This window comes from Lentzea sp. NPDC051213 (assembly GCF_044455585.1).
GTDB lineage: Bacteria > Actinomycetota > Actinomycetes > Mycobacteriales > Pseudonocardiaceae > Lentzea.
Genome location: NZ_JBITEX010000003.1, coordinates 458,533 through 480,863 on the forward strand (window position 1 = coordinate 458,533; position 22,331 = coordinate 480,863).

General features: G+C 68.1%; 21 protein-coding genes. 9 read left to right on the forward strand and 12 right to left on the reverse strand.

Annotated elements, in window-relative coordinates:
- The first annotated feature begins 62 nt into the window (after positions 1-62).
- From ACIA8G_RS15345 to ACIA8G_RS15370, 6 genes are read left to right on the forward strand one after another with little or no spacing between them, the layout of a single operon-like run.
- On the forward strand, positions 63-1,238 hold the full coding sequence (locus ACIA8G_RS15345) for a hypothetical protein (protein ID WP_396419073.1): 1,176 nt from the start codon (positions 63-65) through the stop codon (positions 1,236-1,238).
- Positions 1,235-1,987 (forward strand): ESX secretion-associated protein EspG, encoded by a 753-nt coding sequence (locus ACIA8G_RS15350; RefSeq protein ID WP_396419074.1) that lies wholly within the window; start codon positions 1,235-1,237, stop codon positions 1,985-1,987. The genes ACIA8G_RS15345 and ACIA8G_RS15350 overlap by 4 nt, the downstream gene beginning before the upstream one ends.
- Entirely contained in the window at positions 1,984-2,469 is a 486-nt protein-coding gene (locus tag ACIA8G_RS15355) for a YbaB/EbfC family nucleoid-associated protein (protein ID WP_396419075.1), read from the forward strand. The genes ACIA8G_RS15350 and ACIA8G_RS15355 overlap by 4 nt, the downstream gene beginning before the upstream one ends.
- Positions 2,466-2,774 carry a hypothetical protein gene (locus tag ACIA8G_RS15360; RefSeq protein WP_396419076.1) on the forward strand — a complete coding sequence of 103 codons (309 nt, stop codon included), beginning with the start codon at positions 2,466-2,468 and terminating at the stop codon, positions 2,772-2,774. The genes ACIA8G_RS15355 and ACIA8G_RS15360 overlap by 4 nt, the downstream gene beginning before the upstream one ends.
- Complete coding sequence (locus ACIA8G_RS15365; protein WP_396419077.1) at positions 2,771-4,000, forward strand: hypothetical protein; 1,230 nt, start codon at positions 2,771-2,773, stop codon at positions 3,998-4,000. Before ACIA8G_RS15360 ends, ACIA8G_RS15365 begins: the two co-directional genes overlap by 4 nt.
- A 35-nt stretch (positions 4,001-4,035) precedes the next feature.
- A complete protein-coding gene (locus tag ACIA8G_RS15370) occupies positions 4,036-4,599 on the forward strand; it encodes a hypothetical protein (protein WP_396419078.1) in 564 nt (187 codons plus the stop codon).
- Positions 4,600-4,709: 110 nt separating this feature from the next.
- Here ACIA8G_RS15370 and ACIA8G_RS15375 read toward each other — a convergent pair whose 3' ends face one another.
- Positions 4,710-5,669, reverse strand: a complete 960-nt coding sequence (locus ACIA8G_RS15375; RefSeq protein ID WP_396419079.1) for a toll/interleukin-1 receptor domain-containing protein — start codon at positions 5,667-5,669, stop codon at positions 4,710-4,712.
- Between the two features lie 187 nt (positions 5,670-5,856).
- Between ACIA8G_RS15375 and ACIA8G_RS15380 the strand changes: the two genes are divergently transcribed.
- Both ACIA8G_RS15380 and ACIA8G_RS15385 read left to right on the forward strand, forming a co-directional pair.
- Positions 5,857-7,572, forward strand: a complete 1,716-nt coding sequence (locus tag ACIA8G_RS15380; protein WP_396419080.1) for a hypothetical protein — start codon at positions 5,857-5,859, stop codon at positions 7,570-7,572.
- Entirely contained in the window at positions 7,569-7,892 is a 324-nt protein-coding gene (locus tag ACIA8G_RS15385) for a hypothetical protein (protein ID WP_396419081.1), read from the forward strand. The genes ACIA8G_RS15380 and ACIA8G_RS15385 overlap by 4 nt, the downstream gene beginning before the upstream one ends.
- A 47-nt stretch (positions 7,893-7,939) precedes the next feature.
- Here ACIA8G_RS15385 and prmC read toward each other — a convergent pair whose 3' ends face one another.
- The 5 genes from prmC to rpmE all read right to left on the reverse strand — a co-directional run bounded on the left by prmC (position 7,940) and on the right by rpmE (position 12,818).
- Positions 7,940-8,803 (reverse strand): peptide chain release factor N(5)-glutamine methyltransferase, encoded by an 864-nt coding sequence (gene prmC, locus ACIA8G_RS15390; protein WP_396419667.1) that lies wholly within the window; start codon positions 8,801-8,803, stop codon positions 7,940-7,942.
- 21 nt (positions 8,804-8,824) lie between these two features.
- Entirely contained in the window at positions 8,825-10,210 is a 1,386-nt protein-coding gene (lpdA, locus tag ACIA8G_RS15395; protein ID WP_396419082.1) for a dihydrolipoyl dehydrogenase, read from the reverse strand.
- 11 nt (positions 10,211-10,221) lie between these two features.
- A complete protein-coding gene (locus ACIA8G_RS15400) occupies positions 10,222-11,430 on the reverse strand; it encodes an acyl-CoA thioester hydrolase/BAAT C-terminal domain-containing protein (protein WP_396419083.1) in 1,209 nt (402 codons plus the stop codon).
- Between the two features lie 20 nt (positions 11,431-11,450).
- On the reverse strand, positions 11,451-12,515 hold the full coding sequence (gene prfA, locus ACIA8G_RS15405) for a peptide chain release factor 1 (RefSeq protein ID WP_396419084.1): 1,065 nt from the start codon (positions 12,513-12,515) through the stop codon (positions 11,451-11,453).
- Positions 12,516-12,605: 90 nt separating this feature from the next.
- Positions 12,606-12,818 carry a 50S ribosomal protein L31 gene (gene rpmE, locus ACIA8G_RS15410; RefSeq protein WP_030472471.1) on the reverse strand — a complete coding sequence of 71 codons (213 nt, stop codon included), beginning with the start codon at positions 12,816-12,818 and terminating at the stop codon, positions 12,606-12,608.
- Between the two features lie 241 nt (positions 12,819-13,059).
- On the opposite strand from rpmE, the gene ACIA8G_RS15415 reads away from it, so the two are divergent.
- Entirely contained in the window at positions 13,060-13,446 is a 387-nt protein-coding gene (locus tag ACIA8G_RS15415) for a hypothetical protein (protein WP_396419085.1), read from the forward strand.
- A gap of 173 nt (positions 13,447-13,619) precedes the next feature.
- Here ACIA8G_RS15415 and rho read toward each other — a convergent pair whose 3' ends face one another.
- The 6 genes from rho to argS all read right to left on the reverse strand — a co-directional run bounded on the left by rho (position 13,620) and on the right by argS (position 22,210).
- Positions 13,620-15,629 (reverse strand): transcription termination factor Rho, encoded by a 2,010-nt coding sequence (gene rho, locus ACIA8G_RS15420; protein ID WP_396419086.1) that lies wholly within the window; start codon positions 15,627-15,629, stop codon positions 13,620-13,622.
- Between the two features lie 322 nt (positions 15,630-15,951).
- Positions 15,952-16,797 carry a homoserine kinase gene (gene thrB, locus ACIA8G_RS15425; RefSeq protein ID WP_396419087.1) on the reverse strand — a complete coding sequence of 282 codons (846 nt, stop codon included), beginning with the start codon at positions 16,795-16,797 and terminating at the stop codon, positions 15,952-15,954.
- The gene (gene thrC, locus ACIA8G_RS15430) at positions 16,794-17,846 is read right to left on the reverse strand and encodes a threonine synthase (RefSeq protein WP_396419088.1); all 1,053 of its coding nucleotides are present in this window, start codon (positions 17,844-17,846) and stop codon (positions 16,794-16,796) included. Before thrC ends, thrB begins: the two co-directional genes overlap by 4 nt.
- Positions 17,843-19,135 carry a homoserine dehydrogenase gene (locus tag ACIA8G_RS15435; protein ID WP_396419089.1) on the reverse strand — a complete coding sequence of 431 codons (1,293 nt, stop codon included), beginning with the start codon at positions 19,133-19,135 and terminating at the stop codon, positions 17,843-17,845. The genes thrC and ACIA8G_RS15435 overlap by 4 nt, the downstream gene beginning before the upstream one ends.
- Positions 19,136-19,163: 28 nt before the next feature.
- A complete protein-coding gene (gene lysA / locus ACIA8G_RS15440) occupies positions 19,164-20,582 on the reverse strand; it encodes a diaminopimelate decarboxylase (RefSeq protein ID WP_396419090.1) in 1,419 nt (472 codons plus the stop codon).
- Positions 20,582-22,210, reverse strand: a complete 1,629-nt coding sequence (argS, locus tag ACIA8G_RS15445; RefSeq protein ID WP_396419091.1) for an arginine--tRNA ligase — start codon at positions 22,208-22,210, stop codon at positions 20,582-20,584. Before argS ends, lysA begins: the two co-directional genes overlap by 1 nt.
- Positions 22,211-22,331 lie beyond the last annotated feature (121 nt).

Sequence of the window (22,331 nt, forward strand, 5' to 3'; positions counted from 1 at the left end):
CGCCAGTCAAGCCAGTCGTTCCGCATCCGGATGCGCACTACCCAGGCCAGCCGCATGAACAGATGAAGAAGCTGGTCACCGAGAAGTACGAGCCTGGCGCGGCCACCAATGTCGCCACGGCGTGGGCTGAAATCGGTAATCAGTTCAAGGAACTGGCCACAGACTTCAACATCCTCGTCAACGGCTCGCAGGACGGTTGGAAAGGACGCGCCGCCGAGGGGGTTCGTGCTGCGCTTGGCAAAGTCGGCACGTTCGCCGACCAGACCGGTGACGGCTTCACCCGCACGGCGAATGCGATCGAGACCCAGCGGGACGCGGCTGTTCAGGCGAACAAGAGCATGCCTGAGCCGGTCAGCTACAACCCGGTGGACATCATGAAGAAGTGGGCCACCCCCTCGGTCCTCTTCCCGCCGGCCATGGCGGCCGCACCCCTCGAAATGCTCTCCAAGCACAACGAGCAGCAAGAGGCCAAGGCCGAAGCCGTCCAGGTCATGCAGACGCGCGACAACACGATGATGTCGGCCGCGATGTCCATGCCCACCATGGAGTCGACCCCGGTCGTCACCCAGGACCAGGCCGTCACGCAGACCAGCAGCACCACGAGCACGAGCAGCCTCAGCAGCGTCAGCCGGCCTCCGAGCACGACCGGCATGCCCGGCATGCCGCCTCCCGGCACGAGCAACAACGGCACCACCAACACCTCGTGGGTGGCGCCGCAGACGACGCCACCGCCGGGAATCACCCCGCCTGGCAACAACCAGAACCTCCCGCCCGGCAACAAGCCACCGCTGATCGCGCCTATCAACGGGTATCCGCCGCCCGGCATGAGGCCACCCGGTGGCGGCCAGACCGGCCGCCCCGCTGGTGGCGGTCCGGGTATGCGTCCCGGCGGCGGTCCAGGTGGACCCGGTGGTGGTGCAGGCCGCGGCATGGGTCCCGGCAGCATGGGCGGACCCGGCGGCGCAGGTCGTGGCATGGGTAGCTTCGGCCCGGCCAGCCCCGGCGGCAGCGCCGGCGTCATGGGCAGCGGCAGCGGTCCCGGCGGTGCAGGTGCAGGTGCAGGCGCAGGCGCAGCAGGCGGTCGCCAGGGCGCCGCTGGTGCCGGCGGCGCAGGCGCCGGCGCAGGCCAGGGCGGTCAGGGTGGGGACGACAAGGAACACAAGTCCAACTACCTGATCCCGACCGACGAGTTCTTCGACGACGATCGCATGGTCGCGCCGCCGGTGATCGGCGGATGAAGCAGATCGCCCAGCTCTCCCTGCCCGCGTTCGAGGTCCTCTGGGAGGACCTGCGGGCAGGGAGCATTCCCTATCCCTTCGACGTCAGCCAGCACGGCGAGACGTTGGACGAGCGCGCTCGCATCAAGGCCGCGGTTCACGCGGACCTCGAGCGCCGGAACCTGGCGCGGCGCGGCAGGCCGGAGCCCGACCTCGAGGACGCGCTGAACCTGTTGGCGCGCCCTGAACTCCGCGTCATCGCCCTGTGCATTCCGGACATGAACCAGCAGAAGCTGGTTCGAGCGAGCGTCGTGGCACGCGGCGGTTATGCGGTGCTGGTGACCCAAGAGGACACCACCGTGACGCTGAACCTGGTGCAGCCCAACGAGATCGCGACCAGCCTCGCGAACGCCATGCCGCAGGGACGACCAGGGCCGGGCAAGCTGGTCACGGTACCCGCAGAAGCCTTCGAGAACCGGCCGCAGCAACAAGAAGGCTTCCGCCAGGCGGTCCGCACGATGGAGAACGACGACGTCCGCCTCGCCAAGCAGATGCTCACCGGCCCGGCCACCGGCAACGGACACTTCCTCGTCAAGATGGAACAGGCCCGTACCAAGCGGGACTTCCCGCCCGTCACCTGGATCGACACGAGTCAGGGCCGCTACTCCAACATCCAGACCCGCCCCGGCTGGTTCACCATCAGCCCCGCGGACAACATGGGCCTGGCACGACACCTCGGACAGGTGCTGGCGATGACGAGCGAACGATGAACCCCGAGCAGATGATCGCGGACCTCGAGTCCAAAGCGCAGCAGCTCCAGCAACGCTCCCAGCAGATGCAGGAGCAGATCCAGCAGGCCAGCAGCAGGGTCACCTCTCCCAACGAGGCGGTGACCGTGACCGTGGCGCCGAACGGGGCGTTGCAGCACATCGAGTTCTCGCCCGTCGCGATGCGCCTCACGCACGTCCAGCTCAGCCAGCTCGTGATGCAGACCGTGCAAAAGGCCCAGGTCCAGTCGGCCGAGCAAGTAGCGTCCATTGTGGAGCCCGAGTTCGGCGGCACCGAGGCGATGGACTTCCTGCGCAGCTTCATCCCGCAGCAGGAGGAAGAGGAACCGCCGCCACCGCCGGAAGACGGTCAGGTCATGCGCGAGGTGTCCTGGAACGGCCCCGCGCACCAACCGCCGCCGCCACGTCCTCAGCGTCCCGCAAACGATGACGACGAGGACGGCTTCGGGAGCGTGCTCCGATGACCGGTCCGGGCTTCAGCGTCGACTCGACCGAACTGCACAAGTTCGCCAAGGGCCAGCGGGCCAGGGAAGACGCCCTCGACGCCGCCGCCAACAAGGCGGCGGCAGTCAACCTCGGCGGCGACACGTTCGGCCAGCTGCTGTCCTTTTTCGCTTCGAACGCCCAAGAGTGGGCAGAAGGCACCACGGCTGCGATCAGGGACCTGGCTGTGGCCGTCGGCAACGCGTCCGACGACACCAAGACCACCGCGTTGACCTACGAGTCCCACGAAGACGCCAACCGCAACCGGTTCGGAGGCCCCAGATGAGCTGGACCGGATTTGGCGACGGCGCGGCGAGCCCCGACAACTTCGCGGGTGGCGGACTCGCCGAGTCTCTGATGCAGACCATCGACTCTGCCGACCGCCTCGGCGAAGGTGACTTCGCCGAGTTCGGGATGAACCTCGCGGCGACAGGGTTGGATGCCTTGGGTGCGGCGATGGACCCGGTGGGTGCCCTGGCCACCGCCGGCATCGGATGGCTCATCGAACACCTCAGCTTTCTGCGCGAACCGCTTGACTGGCTGGCCGGGAACGGCGACAAGATCAAGGCCGCTGTCACCACGTGGAACCAGGTCGCAGCCGATGTCCACAACATCGGAGAGCAGCAGGACAAGGCCGTGAAGAGCGAGCTTCCGTGTTGGGAGCAGGGCACCGCGGCCGAGAACTTCCGGCAGAGTCAGGGCGAACTGGCCACCGAGATCGCAATGGTGTCGAAGATGAGCGCTTTCGTCGCGTCTGAGATCGCCACGGCGGGCACCATCACAGCAGCCATCCGCGGCATGATCCGCGACCTCATCGCACTGTTCGTCTGGGAAGTCATCCGCAACGCCGCCATTGCCCTCGCGTCGTCGGTGGTGTCGCTCGGCAGTTCGCTCGCGGCGTTCTCGGCCTGGGCTGTCGGACGCGGCGCGATGGTCCTCGGCAAGATCACGCAGCAGCTGGCCAAGCTGGTCAAGCTCGTGACGCGCATCATGAGCCGCCTGAAAGGACTCTTCAGCCAACTGGGCAGCGCACTCAAGCGCCTCGGCAGGTTCGGCAGGGGTGGCGGCGCCGGCGCGCCACATGCCCCGAACACCCCGTCGACTCGAGGAGACGGCCTCGCGGATGCGGGCAAGCGGCTCGAGGACTGGGGCAACACGCGCCCGACGCTCAGTGACGCCGGCGACAAGCTCAAGCAGGCAGGCCGCGAGTTCAAAGACGGTTACGGAGACGCTGGCAACTTCTGGAAGAACAAGTACGAGGAGCCCTGGAGCAACAACGGCGTGGTCAAGAAGATCCCCCAGCCGGTCCAGGATGCGGTTGGGGCCTACACCCCTTACAAGCCGCGCACACGCCCGGACGGCACGGTGACGCCACACTCGATGCCCAGCATCGCGGACGGAGGCTGGGTCACGAAGGCAACAGCGGACCATCTCCGCGAGTGGTCGAAATACGACGAGTTGGAAAACCAGGGTAGAACGTTCCCGAGGCAGCAAGGGTCGTTGGACGAGTGAACGGCACCAGACCAGAGTTCCAGCCGAAGAAGCTCGTGGCCGCGGGCCTGTTCACGCTGGCGATCATGCTGGGCAGTTTTCTGATCATGGCAGTCGGCAAGGCGGTCATCGTCGTGGCCTTCGCGCTCATGATTTGCTGGCTCGGCTACGTGTACACGGTGTTGGGCTACCGGCCGAAAACGTCGAAGTGGGAGTTGCTCCCTGCCATGGCACTCGGCATCATCACCCTCTTCCCCGCGAACATCGGCAGCCACTCGCTCTGGCTCACCGCGTACGGGGAGACTCTGCACTGCACGGTCACCAGCATCGAGACCCATGTCAACCGGCGCAGCCCGAACTCCTACAGCAACGAGCTGCGGTGCGGCGATCGACAGGTCCACTACACCCCGAGCATGTATCGGTCTGCTCAGAAGCCCGGCAGCGAGATGGACATCGTCGTCGACAGGACTGGCTTCATCCCCAGCCTCGAACCCGACAAGGTCGCCCTGTGGCGCAACTTGCTCCTGCTGCTGGCGGTGCTCATGAACGCCGTCTTCTTCTTCCTCGTCGCCTGGCTTCCCGTGCGCGAACCTGAGCCGGCAGTCGAAGAGTCCAGGTAAGGGGCACACGCGGTCACGCGCGAGGCGGCGGTTCCTCGAGCGCGTGACCGCGTGCCCTCCCCAGCGAGCAAACATACGACCATTTGGCCCCAACGTGACCAAACGTCGTGTTATTGGCCAGTATTTGGCAACTCTCCCCACGACTCCACGACGCAGAGGCCGCTGCGCAACGCGGTGAGCCCCTCGCGGAACACGGCCATGAGCCGGCGCAACGGCACGTGGGCCGCCTCGCCTCGGCGGGTGCTCTCCAGTAGGGCCTCGACACCCGCCGCCAGCGAGTCCAGGGACGCCACGCCGAACGACTCGACGACGTCAGCAGCGCGTAGCGCGCGGTCCACCTCGAAAGCTCGGCGTTCGAAGCGACGTCCGGCGTCCTGCAGTCGCACCGCGGCCGGCGCCAGCCGGGCAACGTCGGCGCCGCTGGCGAGCACGTCCTGGAACTCCCCCACCACGGCGGACGCCGCAGCCATCACTGCGGAGACGTCATCAGAGAACCGCGCCAGCTCGGCCGCCACATCCACGTGGGCGACGGCAGGGGCGACGACCAGTGCGCGCTCGGCTGCTTCGACGCGGTCCACCAGTTCGGAAGCCAGGGCAAGCATCGTGCGGCGCCAGGCGGCGGATGCCGGGCCTTCGATCCACGCCTCGCGGACGCTGCGGAACTGGCGCTCCACGACGAGCTGGACGGCCAGGTCGGGGTTGTCCTCGGTCAGGAACCCGTTGCCCAGCAGCACTACCGGGAGCAGCAGGCCGCAGACGCCGTCGACGAAGGCCTGGTTGTAGAAGAGGAAGAGCTCCTCGCGGCAGTACGGGCGGTCGAAGTAGCGGCGGGTCAGGACGGGCAGGAAGACGGTGGTGCTGCGGACCGACGCCCTGATCGCCGGCTGGACCTGCTCGCCCCAGCCGATGGACGACCGGTCCACGAAGATCTCAAGCGAGCGGCCGCGGTCGGCGTAGGCGTAGTGGCGCAGAGAGTCGGCGAACGGGCCCACGAAGTCCATCACCACGTCGTCCTGGCGCGCGTAGCTCAGGAAGCAGCTGATCGGCGGGGCGTCCGGCAAGCGCGTCATCTGCCCTCGTTCGGCGCATTGACAATTCGCAATTCATCCACCTTTACCCGATTCCGAGCAGGAACGACTATTGTGCCAGCCAGTAGCCCAAAATACCTCGGAAATGTGTGTTGTTCGTTGTCTCACCACGTCCCTGACCAGCACAGATGCGAAGTGCTCGATTCAATGACAGAAAGTGGACAGGACAATGTCATCTCCTGCGGCGACGCCGAGAAGCGATTCTCCGCTGTTACGCGACGACACGACTCGTTTCCTCTGCGGAGCCGCTCACCGCGACGAGGAGTTCGCGGACGCGGCCATTCGCGAGTACCTGGTGGAGTCGACGAGGTCGATTCCGCGGTCGCCGGGGGTGAACACCGGCGCGGTGTTGCGGGAGGCAGTGGCCGGGCGGTCGCGGCGCAAGGTGCGCGACGGCGTGCTGCTGGTGCTGGCGGTCGTGGTGCTGTTCGCCGCGAGCGGGATGTTGATGGCGGCGTGGCTACCGATCGCCTTGGTGGTCTCGATCGCGGCCGGAGCGCGGTTCGGGGTCGGCCTGCGGGGGCGGACCGTGTCGCCGCACGGGCGGGGGCCACTCGTGCTCGGCGGGATCGCCAGCGCGTTGGCGCTGTTCTTCGTGCTGTACAAGTTCTCCAACGAGCTCAACGAGAGCAGCAGCTACAGCAGGTACTACGCGCGGTACGAGCCCGAGAGCAACGACACCGGGCTCGTGGTCGCGATCATCGCGATCGTGCTGATCTTCGCGGTGTTGCTGGCCGATCGGGTCATCACGTGGCTGCTCGTGACGAAGAGCTTCCGGCGCGCGCACTTCCGCACCAGCGAGGGCGAGGAGGAGTTGTGGCGCAACGAGTGGAAGTTCCGGCGGCTCGGGCACTCGAACTACGCCGAAGCGCTCGCGCTGTATCCCGTGGAGCACGACGAACCTGACAGCCCGGACGAGGCGCAGGTGATCGTCTACTACGGCTATCGGCCGTTCGTCGGCTCGGGCACGATGTTCGAGCCGTGGTCCATGGCGCTGCCGCTGAAACCCGCCGAGGACAAGAAGATCGAGGGAGAGCGGCCCGGTTTCGCGCTGCCGGAGCTGTACGACCACATCACGGCGGAGCTGATCAAGACCGGCCGGTCGCCGTCGCTCTCGCCCGGTCACCGGCTGCGGGAGCTCAGGACGGGCGACCGGGTCGTCGTGTCCTCGGTCGAGCTGATCGACCACATCGAGGACGACGAGACACGGATCGTGTTGCCCAACAAAGACCACTCGCCCGAGGCCGCGGTGGGGCAGTCCGTTGTGGACGATCTGGTCGTCAGGCCGATGGAGTGGATGCGCTACTTCCGCTCGTTCCAGGTCGAGACGTGGGACCGCGACGTCGTCGTCTCCGCGTACCTCACGTTCGGGCTCGACGAGGAGATGCTCTACGCCGAGTGGACGCCCTGCATCCTGCACCCGATCCAGGTGCGGCACCGCGAGATCGACCTGCTGCCGGAGCAGTCCATGCGGCCCTTCCTCGAGGCGGTCGTCGACCTGCTGAGGTTCCCCGCCACCCTGCCGAAGCGGTTCGCGACGGCCGTGAGCTGGATGAACCCGATCTACCAGGCGGAAGGCACGTTCGTCGCGGAGAAGTACGGCGCCAGGTCCAGCCTGCGTGAGCTCGCGACCACGAACCAGGTCGACAACTACTTCCAGCTCACCGACGTCGAGCGCTACATCAAGGTGCTGGAGTCACGACTGCTGCGCACGATGGGCGAGTTCCTGGAGAGCAAAGGCATCTCGGTCACCGCGTTCATGGAACAGGCCCTGCAGGTCACGAGCAACAACGTGCACATCACCGGCCCGGTGATCTCCAGCAACATCGCCACGGCAGGCAAGGCACGCGCGGGCAACACGAGCACGAGCAAGGAACAGCGATGAAGGACCAGAACTTCGAGATCCAGGGGCCGGTCATCGGCAGCAACCTCGGCACCAGTGGACGCGCCAGAGCCGGAGACGTCCACATCGGACACATCAAGGACGTCGCCGCGGTGCTGCGGCTGCTCGACGAGCTGCGTGAGGACCTGAACGAGGCCAAGGCGCCGACGGCGACCATCGAGGCCGTCGACGACCTGCGCATCGAGGCGCGCAAACCCCAGCCCAGCAAGGATGTCACGGCGCACCTGATGGACAAGCTGGCCGACCGCGGCCTCGGCGAGCAGATGAAGGAACTCGCGAAGGCCTTCGACGCCCTGTTCTGAAGCGCCTGGGCTGAAGCGCCTGCGCTGAAGCGCCTGGGCTGAAGCGGCTAGACCTTGCGGGCCGTCGCGAACCTCGGCCGGCCCGCGAGATCGGCGTGATCCGCGACGTCGGCCAGGACCCGGCGCGCCGCCAGCAACGCCGGCACGGACTCGCCCTGCGTGTCGTCGTGCTCGATCCCGACCCACCCGCCGGGCTTGAGCCACCGCGCGGCCGCCGAGACGACGTGCCGGATCACGTCCAGCCCGTCGGCGCCGGAGAACACCGCCTGGTGCGGGTCGTGCACCCCGACCTCGGGCTGCACGGGAGTTCCCTCTGGCACGTAAGGCGGATTGCACACCACGAGGTCGACGGAGCCGTCCAGGTCGGACAGCAACGAAGGCGAAGTGGCGTCACCGGAGTGCAGCCGGATCGGCGTGTCCCCCGCCGCGATTCGCGCCTCGGCGTTGCGGCGCGTCCACGCAAGCGCTTGCGGGTCCAGCTCCACCGCGTGTACCAGCGCGTCCGGCCTGGCCGCGGCGATGGACAACGCCAGCGCGCCCGTTCCCGTGCAGAGGTCCACGACGACCGGAGAAGCGACGCCGACCAGGGCCTTCAGGCCCCACTCCATCAGCAGTTCGGTCTCCGGCCGCGGCACGAACACCCCCGGTCCGACCTCGACCGAGATGGGACCCATCTGCGCCCACCCGAGGATGTGCTGCAGCGGAATCCGGGACGCCCGCGTCCGGACGAGCTTGTGCAGCTGGTCGATCACGGACGGATCGACCAGCGGGATGAGCGGCAGCCGCCCCCGTTCCACGCCGAGGACGTGCGCGGCCAGGTACTCCGCGTCGACGCGCGGGCTGTCGACGCCCGCGTCGGCGAGGATCTTGGCCGCCTCGGAGATGGCGAGACGGAGCGGCTGCCGGTTCATCATGAGAAGGGGAAAGCTACCTCAGAAGTTGATCATGTGCCCGGCCAGGCCGTGCACGGCTTCCTTGACCGCTTCGCTGAGCGTCGGGTGCGCGTGGACGTTGCGCGCGACCTCGTGGACGGTGAGATCCCACTGCTGGGCCAGCGTGAGCTCGGGCAGCAGCTCGGTCGCCTCGGGGCCGATGATGTGGCCGCCGAGCAGTTCGCCGTGCTTGCCGTCGCTGATGAGCTTCACGAAACCGCCGAAGTCGCCGAGGCCGTGGGCCTTGCCGTTCGCGGTGAACGGGAACTTCGCGACCTGGACGTCGAAGCCCTTCTCGCGGGCCTGCGCCTCGGTGTAGCCGAACGACGCGATCTGCGGCTGGCAGAACGTCGCCCGCGGGATCATCACGTAGTCGAGCTCCATCGTCTCGGCACCGGCGATGGTCTCGGAGGCGATGATGCCCATGGACTCGGCGGCGTGCGCGAGCATCAGCTTCGCCGTCACGTCACCGATCGCGAAGATGTGCGGCACGGACGTGCGGCAGCGGCTGTCGATGTCGATCGCGCCGCGCTCGGTGAGCTTCACGCCGGTGTTCTCGAGGCCGTAGCCCTCGACACGCGGCACGAAACCGATGGCCTGCAACACCTTGTCGGCTTCCAGCACCTCGGTGGCGCCGTTCTTCGACACCGACACGCGCACCTTGGGGCCGGACTCGTCGATCGAGTCGACGCGGGTGCCGACGCGGACGTCGATGCCGAGCTTCTTGTAGCGCTTGAGCAGCTCGGTGGACACGTCGGCGTCCTCGAGCGGCACCATCCGGTCGAGGAACTCGACGATGGTGACCTTCACGCCGTAGTTGTGCAGCACGTACGCGAACTCGACACCGATCGCGCCCGCGCCGGCGACGATGATCGACTCGGGCAGCTCCTCGGTCATGATCTGCTCTTCGTACGTCACCACCCGGTCGGACTTCTGCGTGTTCGGCAGCATCCGGGTCGTCGCGCCCACGGCGATGATCGCGTGGCCGAACGTGATGGTCTCGTCCCCGACCGTCAGCGTGTGGTCGTCGGTGAAGTTGGCCCACCCGTTGTACTCGGTGATGCCGTTCTTCTTCATGAGGAAGTGCACGCCCTTGACGCGCCCGTCCGCGACCTTGCGGCTGCGTTGCCACGCGGCGCCGTAGTCGAAGCTGACGGTGCCCTCGACGTTGATGCCGAACGTCTTCTGCTCGTGCGTGAAGATGTGCGCGAGTTCGGCGTTGCGCAACAGCGCCTTCGACGGGATGCAGCCGACGTTCAGACAAACGCCGCCCCAGTACTTCTCCTCGACGACGGCGGTCTTCAGCCCGAGCTGAGCCGCCCGGATCGCGGCGACGTAGCCACCGGGACCCGCACCCACGACGACGACATCAAAGTGTGCGCTCATAAGCACACACCCTAGGTCCCGAGCTGCTCCTGCAAGAACTCAACCGTCCTTTTCCAAGCGTTCGCCTGAGCGTGCGCGGTGGCGTGCGGAACACCACCACCCGAGAAGGTGACACCGGGCCCCGGATAGGTCACGTCGGTGGCCGGCCGGTGCGGCGGGCCCGCGATCAGGTGTCCTGCCTCGGGATACACGACGTGCTCGTACGGGAACGGGTGCTCGTGGTCCTTCAGCCGCCGCATCGCGACCTCGCTCAGCTCGACCGACGGCCACCCGTCGTCGTGCCCGGACGAGATGAGCAACACACCCCCGACGATGTTCTCGACCCGGATCTCGGTGTCCTCGGGGATGCCGTCAGAGGTGTCGAACGCGAGCCGCAACGGCACCGGTTCGTCGTTGACGATCTTGGTGCGCAGCTCCGCGCCCACGTAGTACGGCAGGTACGGCAGCGGCTCGCCCTTGAGCGTCCACGACGCCGCCTCGTACGAGAGCTTCTGCAGCAGGTTCGCGCCCGGCCCGATCGCCTGGGTCACCACCCCGCTGCCGACCACGCTCACCACGGCCCGGACCTGCGGGAACGTCGAGCCGACGAGCAACGCCAGCTCACCACCGCGAGAGCCACCGATCACGCCGATCTCGCCCGCACGCTCCGCGAGGTAGTCGATCGCGGTCCCGAAGTACTCGAGCGGGATGTCGACGAGGTGTTTCGGCAGACCCTTCATGCCGAAGTAGCCGAGCGCCAACGTGACGAACCCGTGCGCGGCCAGCAGCGCCGCGTCCGTCTCGTGCAGGCCGCCCTCGGAGCCACCGAGCACGATGACGCCCGGCAGCTCGCCTCCGTCGTCCTCAGGGGCGAAGAGCGTGCCCACGAGGCCGTTCTCCCTGACCTCCAGGCGCTCGACGCCCTCGGGCACGGTGAGCCGTTCGAGAACGCGATCACCCACGCCGTCGACGGACAGCACCATGGGACCGGGCTTGCCGCCGACGCGTTCCAACGACCAGAACAGCCCCATGGGGTCGACACCGCGGTAGCTGCCCTCCAGCGGTGCGTGCCTGGTCAGATCGACAACACCACGGTCGTCAGCGGCAAAGACGCCATGAGAAGCACGGTCACCCGTGGAGAGCTGGACCGTGGTCAGATAGCCGGGTTTCAGGCCGACGACGAGTATGTCGACCGGCTCGTCGAGGGGCGCAGACTGCGGATTCACCAGGATCTCGGCCACAACGCGCCCCTCTCACGACGTCACCCGCCTGCGAGCCGCTCCGCTCGATCGGCGGCGGCCAGCGCGTCCACCACCGCGTCCAGGTCGCCGTCGAGCACCTGGTCCAGGTTATGCGCTTTGTACCCAACCCGGTGATCGGAAATTCGCGATTCGGGGAAGTTGTAGGTCCTCACCCGTTCACTGCGGTCAACGGTGCGGATCTGGGTGCGGCGGGCGTCGCTCGCCTCCTGCGCCTTCTGCTCCTCGGCGAGAGCCACCAGGCGGCTCTGCAGGACCTGCATGGCGCGCGCCTTGTTCTGCAGCTGGCTGCGCTCGTTCTGGCAGGAGGTGACGATGCCGGTCGGAAGGTGCGTGATGCGAACCGCGGAGTCGGTGGTGTTGACCGACTGTCCACCCTTGCCACTCGAGCGGTAGACGTCGATGCGCAGGTCCTTCTCGTCGATCTCGACCGCCTCGACCTCCTCGGCCTCGGGGAACACGAGCACGCCGGCGGCCGACGTGTGGATGCGGCCCTGCGACTCCGTGACGGGCACGCGCTGCACGCGGTGCACGCCGCCCTCCCACTTCAGCCGGCTCCACACCCCGTCGGGCGTGGTGTTCTTGGCCTTGATGGCGACCGTGACGTCCTTGAAGCCCCCCAGGTCGGAGTCGGTGCCGTCGAGCATCTCGACCTTCCAGCCCTGCCGCTCGGCATACCGCGTGTACATGCGCAGCAGATCCCCGGCGAACAGCGCAGACTCCTCGCCGCCCTCACCGGACTTGATCTCCAGCAGCACGTCGTCCCCGTCGTGCGGGTCGCGCGGCAGCAGCAGCTCGGTGAGCTTCTCCTCCAGGTGCGGGATGCGCTCCTCGAGCTCCTTGGCCTCGTCGGCGAACGCCTGGTCCTCGCTGGCGAGCTCCTTGGCGGCCTCGAGGTCGCTCCTGGCCCCCTCGATCTCGCGAGCGGCCTTCACGATCGGCCCCAGCTGCGCGTAGCGCTTGCCGAGTTTGCGGGCCCCTGCCTGGTCAGCGTGCACGGAAGGGTCGGCGAGCTTCTTCTCGAGCTCGTCGTACTCGGCGAGCAGGCTGTCCAGCGACTGCGACACTTCGGGGCTCCTCTGGGCGGGTGGTCCTCAGGAAACGGCAACGGCGCCTGCCCCCGGCAAGTCTGCCGAGGTCAGGCGCCGTTAACGCAGCTACTTGTTGCGCTTGCCGTAACGCGCCTCGAAGCGCGCGACGCGGCCACCGGTGTCCAGGATCTTCTGCTTGCCCGTGTAGAACGGGTGGCAGTTCGAGCAGACCTCGACGTGCACGGAGCCGGAGGTCTTGGTGCTCCGGGTGGTGAAGGTGTTGCCGCAGCCGCACGTGACCTCAGTCGTCACGTACTCCGGGTGGATTCCAGTCTTCAAGATCTTGTCCCTTTCAAGGATGGCCGCCGGGTCCCTGTCGTGACGGGTGAACCGGAGCCGGACTCGACCATTTAGTTTGCCAGACCGTTCAACACGTGCAAAAACGCGGTTGTTCCCGCAGCTCCGGCGTGGCTGAAGTCACAACCGCTCAACCTCTGTGATAGGCCGTTCGGCGCAAGGTGAGCCCGTTCGGCCACATACGGCTCCGTGTTGTTGGACACCGTCCCTCACACTGTGTGCCGTGTTCTGCACCGCCGAACGGCCTATGAACCAGCGCCTCTGGCTGGCTGTGCCGTTCCTGTTCTCCGCCGCCGTGTTCGGCCTGATGGGGTCGGCAGGGCTGATCACGGCATCCTGGACCACCGTGCCGCTGTCCCCGGTCGTGTCCGGAGCGGGGGTGGCAGTCGCGGCGGCTGTGTCCGGCGGTGTGCGGTGGCGGCGCGCGTGGCAGCGCCACTGGCTGCGGTGGCCCTACCTGGCCGCGGTGCTGACGCTAGGGGTGCTGGTGGGCGCGGTGGAGGTACCCGCGCTGGCCACGACCGTGGTGGGCCTGCCGGTGCTGCTGGGCCTGGTGTTCCAGTGCCTGGTGCAGAACGACGAGAGCCAGTCGACGGCCGACTGCCGCTGAGCCCAGTTGGCTGTTTGGCGGGAAAAGCACGTTCGGGCCATCTAGCGGCCCGAACGTGCTTTTCGCGCCAAACGGGACCAGCGGAGCGGGCGGTGGCGTTCGAGTGAACGGATGCGAAAAGACCCCCGGTGAGCTGCACCGGGGGTCTTTTCACGTGAAACTTACGCGGGCGGTCAGTCCTGCTCGGCGCCCGGCGTCGTCTTCGCCACCTGCATCAGGAACTCGATGTTGGTACGAGACTTCCGCAGCCGATCCAACAGCAGATCAATAGCCTGCTGCCCATCCAACGCGTGCAGCACCCGACGCAGCTTGTGCGTAACAGCCATCTCATCCGGAGAGAGCAGCAGCTCTTCCTTACGAGTACCCGACGAGTCGACGTCGACAGCCGGGAACGTCCGCTTGTCCGCGATCTTCCGGTCAAGCTTCAGCTCAGCGTTACCCGTGCCCTTGAACTCTTCGAAGATCACCGAGTCACCAGCGGACCCGGTCTCAACGAGAGCAGTCGCGATGACGGTCAACGACCCGCCACCCTCGATGTTGCGGGCCGCACCGAGGAACCGCTTCGGCGGGTAAAGGGCAGTCGAGTCGACACCACCGGACAGGATGCGACCGGAAGCCGGAGCCGCCAGGTTGTACGCACGCCCGAGTCGAGTGATCGAGTCCAAAAGCACAACCACGTCGTGGCCCATCTCGACCAGGCGCTTCGCCCGCTCGATGGCGAGCTCGGAGATGGTCGTGTGGTCCGACGGCGGCCGGTCGAAGGTCGAGGCGATGACCTCACCCTTCACCGAACGCTGCATGTCGGTGACCTCTTCCGGACGCTCGTCCACCAGGACGACCATCAGGTGGCACTCGGGGTTGTTCGTCGTGATCGCGTTCGCGATCGACTGCAGCACCGAGGTCTTGCCGGCCTTCGGAGGCGACACGACCAGGGCGCGCTGGCCCTTGCCGATCGGCATCACCAGGTCGATGACACGGGTGGTGAGGATGTGCGGCTCGGTCTCCAGGCGCAGACGCTCGTTCGGGTAGAGCGGCGTCAGCTTGGTGAAGTCCGGGCGGTTGCGCGCCTCTTCCGGGTCCAGGCCGTTGATCTTGTCGACGCGGACCAGCGGGTTGAACTTCTGGCGCTGCTGCTCGCCGTCACGCGGCTGGCGGACGGCGCCGGTCAGGGCGTCGCCGCGGCGCAGGCCGTACTTGCGGACCAGCGACAGCGAGACGTAGACGTCGTTCGAGCCGGCCAGGTAGCCCGAGGTGCGGACGAACGCGTAGTTCTCCAGCACGTCCAGGATGCCCGCGACCGGGAGCAGGACGTCGTCGTCGCGGACCTCGGTCTCGCGGTCCGGACGCTCGCCACCCTCGGCACGGCCACCGCGGCGGCGGCGGTCGCGGAAGCGGCCACGACGGCCATCGCCGTCGTCGTCCTGCTGCTGGCCACCGCCCTGGCGGTCGCGGTTGCGGTCGCGGCCACCGCGCTCGTTGCGGTCACCCCGATCACCACGGTCGCCGCGGTCGCCGCGGTCACCACGGTCCTGACGCTCGCCACGGTCCTGGCGCTCACCGCGGTCCTGACGCTCGCCACGGTCCTGGCGCTCAGCACGCTCGCCACGGTCCTGACGCTCACCGCGGTCGGAACGCTCCTGGCGCTCGCCCCGGTCAGAGCCGCGGTCAGGGCGCTCGGAGCGCTGCTCCTGCTGACCCTCACCGCCATCGGCGTTGCCGCCACCGCGACCGGAACGACGACGGCGATTGCCGCGGCGTCCACCGTCATCGGAGCGGCCGGACTCGTCAGAGCCGGACTCGGCAGGCGCGGCGGCAGGCTTCTCGGCTACCTCGAGCTGCTGCTGAACAGGCTTTTCGGCGGCCTTTTCGACCACCTTCTCCGCGACCTTCTCAGCCGCGGGCTTGGCGGGAGCAGAGGCCTTGGCCGGCTTCTCCGCTTTCGCGGGGGCGCCGGAGCCCTGCTTCTCCTTGATGGCCGCGATCAGGTCGCCCTTGCGCAGACCTGCGGTTCCGGTGATGCCCATTTGGCCGGCGAGCTCGCGCAACTCAGCGAGCACCATGCCGGACAGACCCGCGCGGCGGCGCGGCGTCGTGCCGTTCGAAGGGGTGGACAGAGCGTTCTCCTCGGCTCCAGAACCAGAAGCAGCTGCGACATCGCTGCTCAGCAAATCGGTGTTGCTCACACATGTCCTTCCTGACCAGGCCCCGCCTCCTACGTGGCCCAGCGGACCCGTCTTCCCACTTCAACTGGGGAACGACGGTCAAGTCCGATGCAGACGGAAGCACACACCGCTTCCGGCAAGCACGGGACTTTTCTCAGGTCACACGGCGATCGGGTGCCTCTTTTGCGTCCGCCCCGCCCGCACGGCACAGAGCCGGAACACAAAAGGATTGCGACTCGGAACGAGTGTCCGAGCGCGACACCGGCGCCCGTGCGCGCGGTGACTGATCGCCCCCGAGGGTAGACGCCGGTCTCCCGGCATGCAACAACCGGGGTCGGGCGTGTCAGTCCAATGGACGAACGCGCACGCCGGCGGTGTCGACGTCGAGTCTCCGCACGTCGAAGCCGTGCACGTCGACCTCGGGCGGCAGGTCGCCGAAGGCGATCACTGTGGGTCCCGCTCCGGACACGCAGGCGGGAACACCGAGCTTGCGAAGATCGTTGATCACTCGAACGGTGTCGGGCCAGGCCGGCTCGCGGTAGTTCTGGTGGAGGCGATCCTCAGTAGCGGCAAGGAGAACGGCCGGATCCGAGGTCAGCGCGTGCACCGCAAGGGCAGCCCGGCCCGCGGCGTGCGCGGCGTCCCCGTGCGGCACCTCGGCCGGAAGCAGGCCGCGCGTGGTCTTGGTGGAGGACTCCTGGGCCGGAATGAGCACGACCGGCCGCACCCGTGCGTCCGGCTCCAGCCGGACCGCGCGGTACCGCTCTCCTTCAGACCACGCAACAACAACTCCGCCGTACAAAGACGCCGCCGCGTTGTCCGCGTGGCCCTCGAACTCGGCAGCGATTTGCAACGCGTCCGTGTCCAACTCGCGACCCATCAGGGTGAATCCGGCTGCGACACCCGCCACGATCGCCGCCGCCGACGAGCCCAGTCCGCGTGCGTGCGGAATGACGTTGCGGCACTTCAGGGCGAGCCCACCGGTGTATCCGGCGGCACGGACGGCCCGCACGACGAGATGGCTCTCGTCGAGCGGGACCTCACCCGATCCGGCGCCCTCCACCGAGATCGAGAGGCCGTCCGCGGCCTCCACCTCGATCTCGTCGTACAGGCCGAGCGCCATGCCCAGCGCGTCGAACCCCGAACCGAGGTTCGCGGTCGACGCGGGGACCGAAACGACGAACTTCACGCGAGCTCCAGCGCGTGTGCCACGGCGCCGGGGTCGACCGGAACCGGCTCGACCTCGGTGGTGCCGAGCAACGCGGTGTCGGGGTCCTTCAGACCGTGACCCGTGACGGTGCACACAACCGTGGATCCGCGAGGCAGGCGCCCGTCCTCGGCGGTCATCAGCAGACCGGCGATGGACGCGGCCGACGCCGGCTCGACGAAGATGCCCTCGCTGGACGCGAGCAGCCGGTACGCGGCCAGGATCTGGTCGTCGGTGACGGCGTCGATCAGGCCACCGGACTCGTCACGGGCGTTGATCGCACCCGTCCACGAGGCAGGGCTGCCGATCCGGATCGCGGTCGCGATGGTCTCCGGGTTCGCCACCGGCTGGCCGCTGACCAGCGGTGCCGCGCCCGCGGCCTGGAAGCCGAACATGCGAGGCAGACCGCGGTCGTAGGACGTGTAGCCCTTCCAGTACGCGGTGATGTTGCCCGCGTTGCCGACCGGCAGGCAGTGCACGTCCGGTGCCTGCCCGAGCACGTCGGCGACCTCCCACGCGGCGGTCTGCTGGCCGACCAGCCGCACCGGGTTCACCGAGTTCACCAGCGTCACCGGGTACTCGGCCGCGGTCTTCGACGCCAGCTCGAGGCAGTCGTCGAAGTTGCCGTCGATCTGCAGGATCTTCGCGCCGTGCATGACGGCCTGCGCGAGCTTGCCCATCGCGATCTTGCCGCTGGGCACGAGCACGGCCGCCGTCAGACCCGCCTTGGCCGCGTAGGCCGCGGCGGACGCCGACGTGTTGCCGGTGGAGGCGCAGATCACGGCCTTCAGGCCGGAGGCGAGGGCGTACGTCATCGCCACGGTCATGCCGCGGTCCTTGAACGAACCGGTCGGGTTCGCGCCCTCGACCTTCACCCACACGTCCGAACCGGTGGCCGCGGAAAGCCTCCGAGCGTGCACCAAAGGCGTGCCGCCCTCGTGCAGCGTCACGACCTCCGCGCCCTCTGGGATCTCGATGCGGTCCCGGTAAGCGTTGATGAGACCGGGCCAGCCTGCTCTGACAGCGCTCACTCTTCGCCCTCCACCCGCATCACGCTCACGACCTCCCGCACCACGGGGAGACCGCCGATCTTGTCCACAGTGGACCGCAGTGCGGCGTCGGTCGCCGCGTGCGTGACGATCACCAGGCTGGCGTCCTCGATGCGGCCTTCCTGGCGCACCGCGGCGATGCTCACGTCGTGCTCGGCGAAGACCGCGGCGACCTGCGAGAGGACACCTGGCTTGTCCGCCACGTCGAGGCTGATGTGGTAGCGGGTGGGCGTGTTCCCCATGGGCTGCGCGGGAAGCGCGGCGTAGGCCGACTCGCGCGGACCACGTCCGCTCGCGACCTTGTTGCGCGCCACGGCGACCAGGTCGCCGACGACCGCGCTCGCCGTCGGGGCGCCACCGGCACCCTGCCCGTAGAACATCATCTCCCCTGCCGCGTCAGCCTCGACGAACACCGCGTTGAACGCACCGTGCACGCTCGCCAGCGGATGCGTCCTGGGGATCATGGCCGGGTGAACTCGAACGGCGACTGATTCCTGACCGGACGGCGACACGACGCGCTCGCAGATCGCGAGCAGCTTCACCGTGCGGCCGAGGCCCTTGGCCGCCGCGATGTCGGCCGCGCTGACCTGACGGATGCCCTCGCGGTACACGTCCGCGGCCGTCACCCGCGTGTGGAACGCAAGGGACGCAAGGATCGCGGCCTTCGACGCGGCGTCGAACCCGTCGACGTCCGCCGTCGGGTCGGCCTCGGCGTAACCGAGCCGCGAGGCCTCCTCGAGCGTCTCGGCGTAGCCGGCGCCCGTGGCGTCCATCGCGGACAGGATGAAGTTCGTCGTGCCGTTCACGATGCCCATGACGCGCGTGATCCGGTCTCCCGCAAGGGATTCCCGCAACGGGCGCAGCAACGGGATCGCACCGGCGACGGCTGCTTCGAAGTAGAGGTCGGCACCGGACGAGTCAGCGGCCTCGAACAGATCTGACCCGTGCTCGGCGAGCAGCGCCTTGTTCGCGGTGACGACGGACTTGCCCGCCTTCAACGCGTCCAGCAACAGCCCGCGCGTCGGGTCGATGCCACCGATGACCTCGACGATCACGTCCACCTCATCCGACGCGACCAGCGCGGCGGCGTCCGTGGTGAGCAGGTGCTCGGGTACTTCGCGGTGCTTGTTCGGCCTGCGCACGGCGATGCCCACGAGCTCAACCGGCGCGCCGATGCGCTGGGTGAGGTCCTCGGCCTGGTCCGTCAGCAGCCGGACGACCTCCGTGCCAACCGTGCCGCAACCCAGCAGGGCAACGCGAATAGGTTTCACAGAGTTCGCCTCCTTGGCTGGCACTGTCCTATACCTCCAGACGGAACAAGTCGTCTTCGGTCTCGCGACGCAGCAGCAGCCGCGCCTCTCCACCGGTCACCGCGGCGAGCGCGGGCCGTGGAAGTCGGTTGTACCCGCTCGCCATCGAGTAGCAGTAGGCCCCGGTCGCAGCGATCGCGACCAAGTCTCCCGGAGCGAGGTCATCCGGCAACCAGCAGTCGCGAACCACGATGTCACCCGACTCGCAGTGCTTGCCCACGACGCGGCAGAGAACGGCCCGCGACTCGGGCTCGGCCGCCCTGGACACCAGCTTGCAGTCGTAGACCGCGTCGTAGAGCGCGGTGCGGATGTTGTCGCTCATCCCGCCGTCGACGCTGACGTACCGGCGCCGCGCGCCACCGTCCAGCTCGACGTCCTTGATGGTGCCGACCTCGTACACGGTGACCGTGCCGGGACCGACGATCGCGCGACCGGGCTCCACCGCGATGCGAGGCATCTGCAGGCCGTTGTGCTCGCACTCCTTCTGCACGATGTTGTGCAGCTGCCGCGCCAGCTCGGCGGGCGGGGGCGGGTCGTCGTCCGGCGTGTACGCGATGCCGAGACCACCGCCGAGGTCGACGACCGTGAGCGAGTCGATCTCGCCGTGCTCCTTGCGGACGTCGGCGAGCAGGCCGATCACCCGGCGCGCGGCGACCTCGAAGCCCGAGGCGTCGAAGATCTGCGAACCGATGTGGCTGTGCAGGCCGACCAGCTTGAGGCCGCTCGCCTTGAGCACGCGGCGCACCGCCTCGGCCGCGTCGCCGGAGGACAGCGAGAAGCCGAACTTCTGGTCCTCGTGCGCGGTCGCGATGAACTCGTGCGTGTGCGCCTCGACGCCGACCGTCACGCGGATCAGCACCGGCTGCACCACACCGCGTTCGCGCGCGATCTGGTCGAGCCGCGCGATCTCGTGGTACGAGTCGAGCACGACCCCGCCGACGCCGGCCTCGACGGCCGCGATCAGTTCGGGAACGCTCTTGTTGTTGCCGTGCAACGCAATCCGCTCGGCGGGAAAGTCCGCCCTGAGAGCGATCGCGAGCTCGCCGCCGCTGCAGACGTCGATCGAGAGGCCCTCTTCGGCGACCCACTTCGCGACCTGCACGCTGAGGAACGCCTTGGAGGCGTAGTGCACCAGCGTCGGGTCGCCGAACGCCTCGGCGTGCTCGCGGCAACGTGCGCGGAAGTCCTGCTCGTCCATGACGAACAACGGGGTGCCGTACTGCTCGGCGAGCCCGCGCACGTCCACGCCCGCCAGCTCCACGACGCCGGAAGCGTTGCGGGAGGCGTTGCGCGGCCACACCGTCGGGTGCAGGTAGTCGAGCTGCTCGGCGGTCGAGGGGCGGTCGCCGGCGGTGGTGCCGGGGACCATGACGTCGGCGTGCCGGGGTCCGGCCGGATGCGCGCGCATCACATGCGCTCCGGGGCGCTCACGCCGAGCAGGCCGAGGCCCGCGGCGAAGACGCGCCTGGTGGCGTTGACGAGCTGAAGCCTGACCTGGTGCAACGGAGTCGTCTCCTCATCGCCGCGCGGGAGCACGCGGCAGTCTTGCTGGAAGCGGTGGTACGTGCCCGCGAGCTCTTCGAGGTAGCGAGCGACGCGGTGCGGTTCCCGCAGTTCGGCGGCTGTGGCCACCACGCGCGGGAACTCGCCGATGGTGCGGATGAGGTCGCCTTCGCGCTCGTGGGTGAGCAGCGCGAAGTCCTCACCCGGGGTGATGCCGAGGTCGGCGGCGTTGCGGAGGATCGACGACGTGCGCGCGTGGGCGTACTGCACGTAGTAGACCGGGTTCTCGTTGCTGTGTTTGCGCAGCAGGTCGAGGTCGATGTCGAGGCTCGAGTCGACGCTGGAACGGATCATGGCGTAGCGGGCCGCGTCCACACCGACCGCGTCGACCAGGTCCTCCATCGTGATGACCGTGCCCGCGCGCTTGCTCATCCGCACCGGCTGGCCGTCGCTGACGAGGTTCACCATCTGGCCGATCAGCACCTCGACGACGGCCGGGTCGTCGCCCAGTGCGGACGCGGCGGCCTTGAGGCGCGCGATGTAGCCGTGGTGGTCCGCGCCGAGCATGTAGATGCACAGGTCGAACCCACGCCCTCGCTTGTCGACGAGGTACGCGATGTCACCGGCGATGTAGGCCGGGTCGCCGTCGCTCTTGATGACGACGCGGTCCTTGTCGTCACCGAAGTCGGTGGACCGCAGCCACCAGGCGCCGTCCTTCTCGTACAGCGAACCGTTCGCCTTGAGCTTGGCGATCGCCTCGTCCACGCGCCCGGACTTGTGCAGCGAGTCCTCGTGGAAGTAGACGTCGAAGTCGGTACCGAAGGCGTGCAGGCTGCTCTTGATCTCCTCGAACATCAGCCCGACGCCGATTTTGCGCACTGTCTCGGGGTCGCTGAGCGCACCCGGTTCGCGGCGCAGCACCTCGGCTGCGATGTCGCTCACGTACGTGCCCGCGTAGCCGTCCTCCGGGGCCGGCTCGCCCTTCGCGGCGGCGATCAGGGACCGGACGAACCGGTCGATCTGCGCGCCCGCGTCGTTGAAGTAGTACTCACGCGTGACCTCGCCACCACGGACTTCGAGGATCCGGCCCAGCGCGTCGCCCACGGCCGCCCAGCGCGCGCCACCGAGGTGGATGGGGCCGGTCGGGTTCGCGGAGACGAACTCCAGGTTGATCTTCTTGCCGCCCAGCTCCGCGCCCGTGCCGTAGCCGTCCGCCAGCGCGTCGCGGACGATCGCGCCCTGCGCCTCGGTGGCGATGGTGAGGTTCAGGAAGCCCGGTCCGGCGACATCGGCCTTGGCGATGGCGGGCTGGGTCAGCAGGGCCTCGGCGAGCCACGTCGCGAGGTCGCGCGGCGGGACGCCGACCTTCTTGGTGAGCTGGAGCGCGATGTTCGTGGCGTAGTCGCCGTGCTCGGGGTTCCTGGGTCGCTCGACCGTCACCTGCTCAGGGGCAGCGGCGGTGTCCAGGCCTCGGTCAGCCAGCAGCTGGGCAACCGTGGTCCGAACCAGTTCGGCGAGCGCTTCAGGGGTCACGCTCCAAGAGTTTAGAGAAGCGTTGTCGCAGGTCTCGACCGGGTTACCGGGTCCCGGAGGGTGAGACGGCAAGTGTTAACGCGGACGTGGTATCGCAACTCGCTGACAGTGATCAGACACG

Excerpts from the sequence above, each read along its gene's own strand:
- ACIA8G_RS15385 (WP_396419081.1), top strand. The coding sequence starts at position 7,569 with ATGAAGGACCAGAACTTCGAGATCCAGGGGCCGGTCATCGGCAGCAAC.
- ACIA8G_RS15380 (WP_396419080.1), top strand. The coding sequence starts at position 5,857 with ATGTCATCTCCTGCGGCGACGCCGAGAAGCGATTCTCCGCTGTTACGC.
- ACIA8G_RS15345 (WP_396419073.1), top strand. The coding sequence starts at position 63 with ATGAAGAAGCTGGTCACCGAGAAGTACGAGCCTGGCGCGGCCACCAAT.
- prmC (WP_396419667.1), bottom strand. The coding sequence starts at position 8,803 with ATGAACCGGCAGCCGCTCCGTCTCGCCATCTCCGAGGCGGCCAAGATC.
- ACIA8G_RS15350 (WP_396419074.1), top strand. The coding sequence starts at position 1,235 with ATGAAGCAGATCGCCCAGCTCTCCCTGCCCGCGTTCGAGGTCCTCTGG.
- lysA (WP_396419090.1), bottom strand. The coding sequence starts at position 20,582 with ATGCGCGCGCATCCGGCCGGACCCCGGCACGCCGACGTCATGGTCCCC.
- ACIA8G_RS15365 (WP_396419077.1), top strand. The coding sequence starts at position 2,771 with ATGAGCTGGACCGGATTTGGCGACGGCGCGGCGAGCCCCGACAACTTC.
- ACIA8G_RS15355 (WP_396419075.1), top strand. The coding sequence starts at position 1,984 with ATGAACCCCGAGCAGATGATCGCGGACCTCGAGTCCAAAGCGCAGCAG.
- lpdA (WP_396419082.1), bottom strand. The coding sequence starts at position 10,210 with ATGAGCGCACACTTTGATGTCGTCGTCGTGGGTGCGGGTCCCGGTGGC.
- ACIA8G_RS15375 (WP_396419079.1), bottom strand. The coding sequence starts at position 5,669 with ATGACGCGCTTGCCGGACGCCCCGCCGATCAGCTGCTTCCTGAGCTAC.
- ACIA8G_RS15360 (WP_396419076.1), top strand. The coding sequence starts at position 2,466 with ATGACCGGTCCGGGCTTCAGCGTCGACTCGACCGAACTGCACAAGTTC.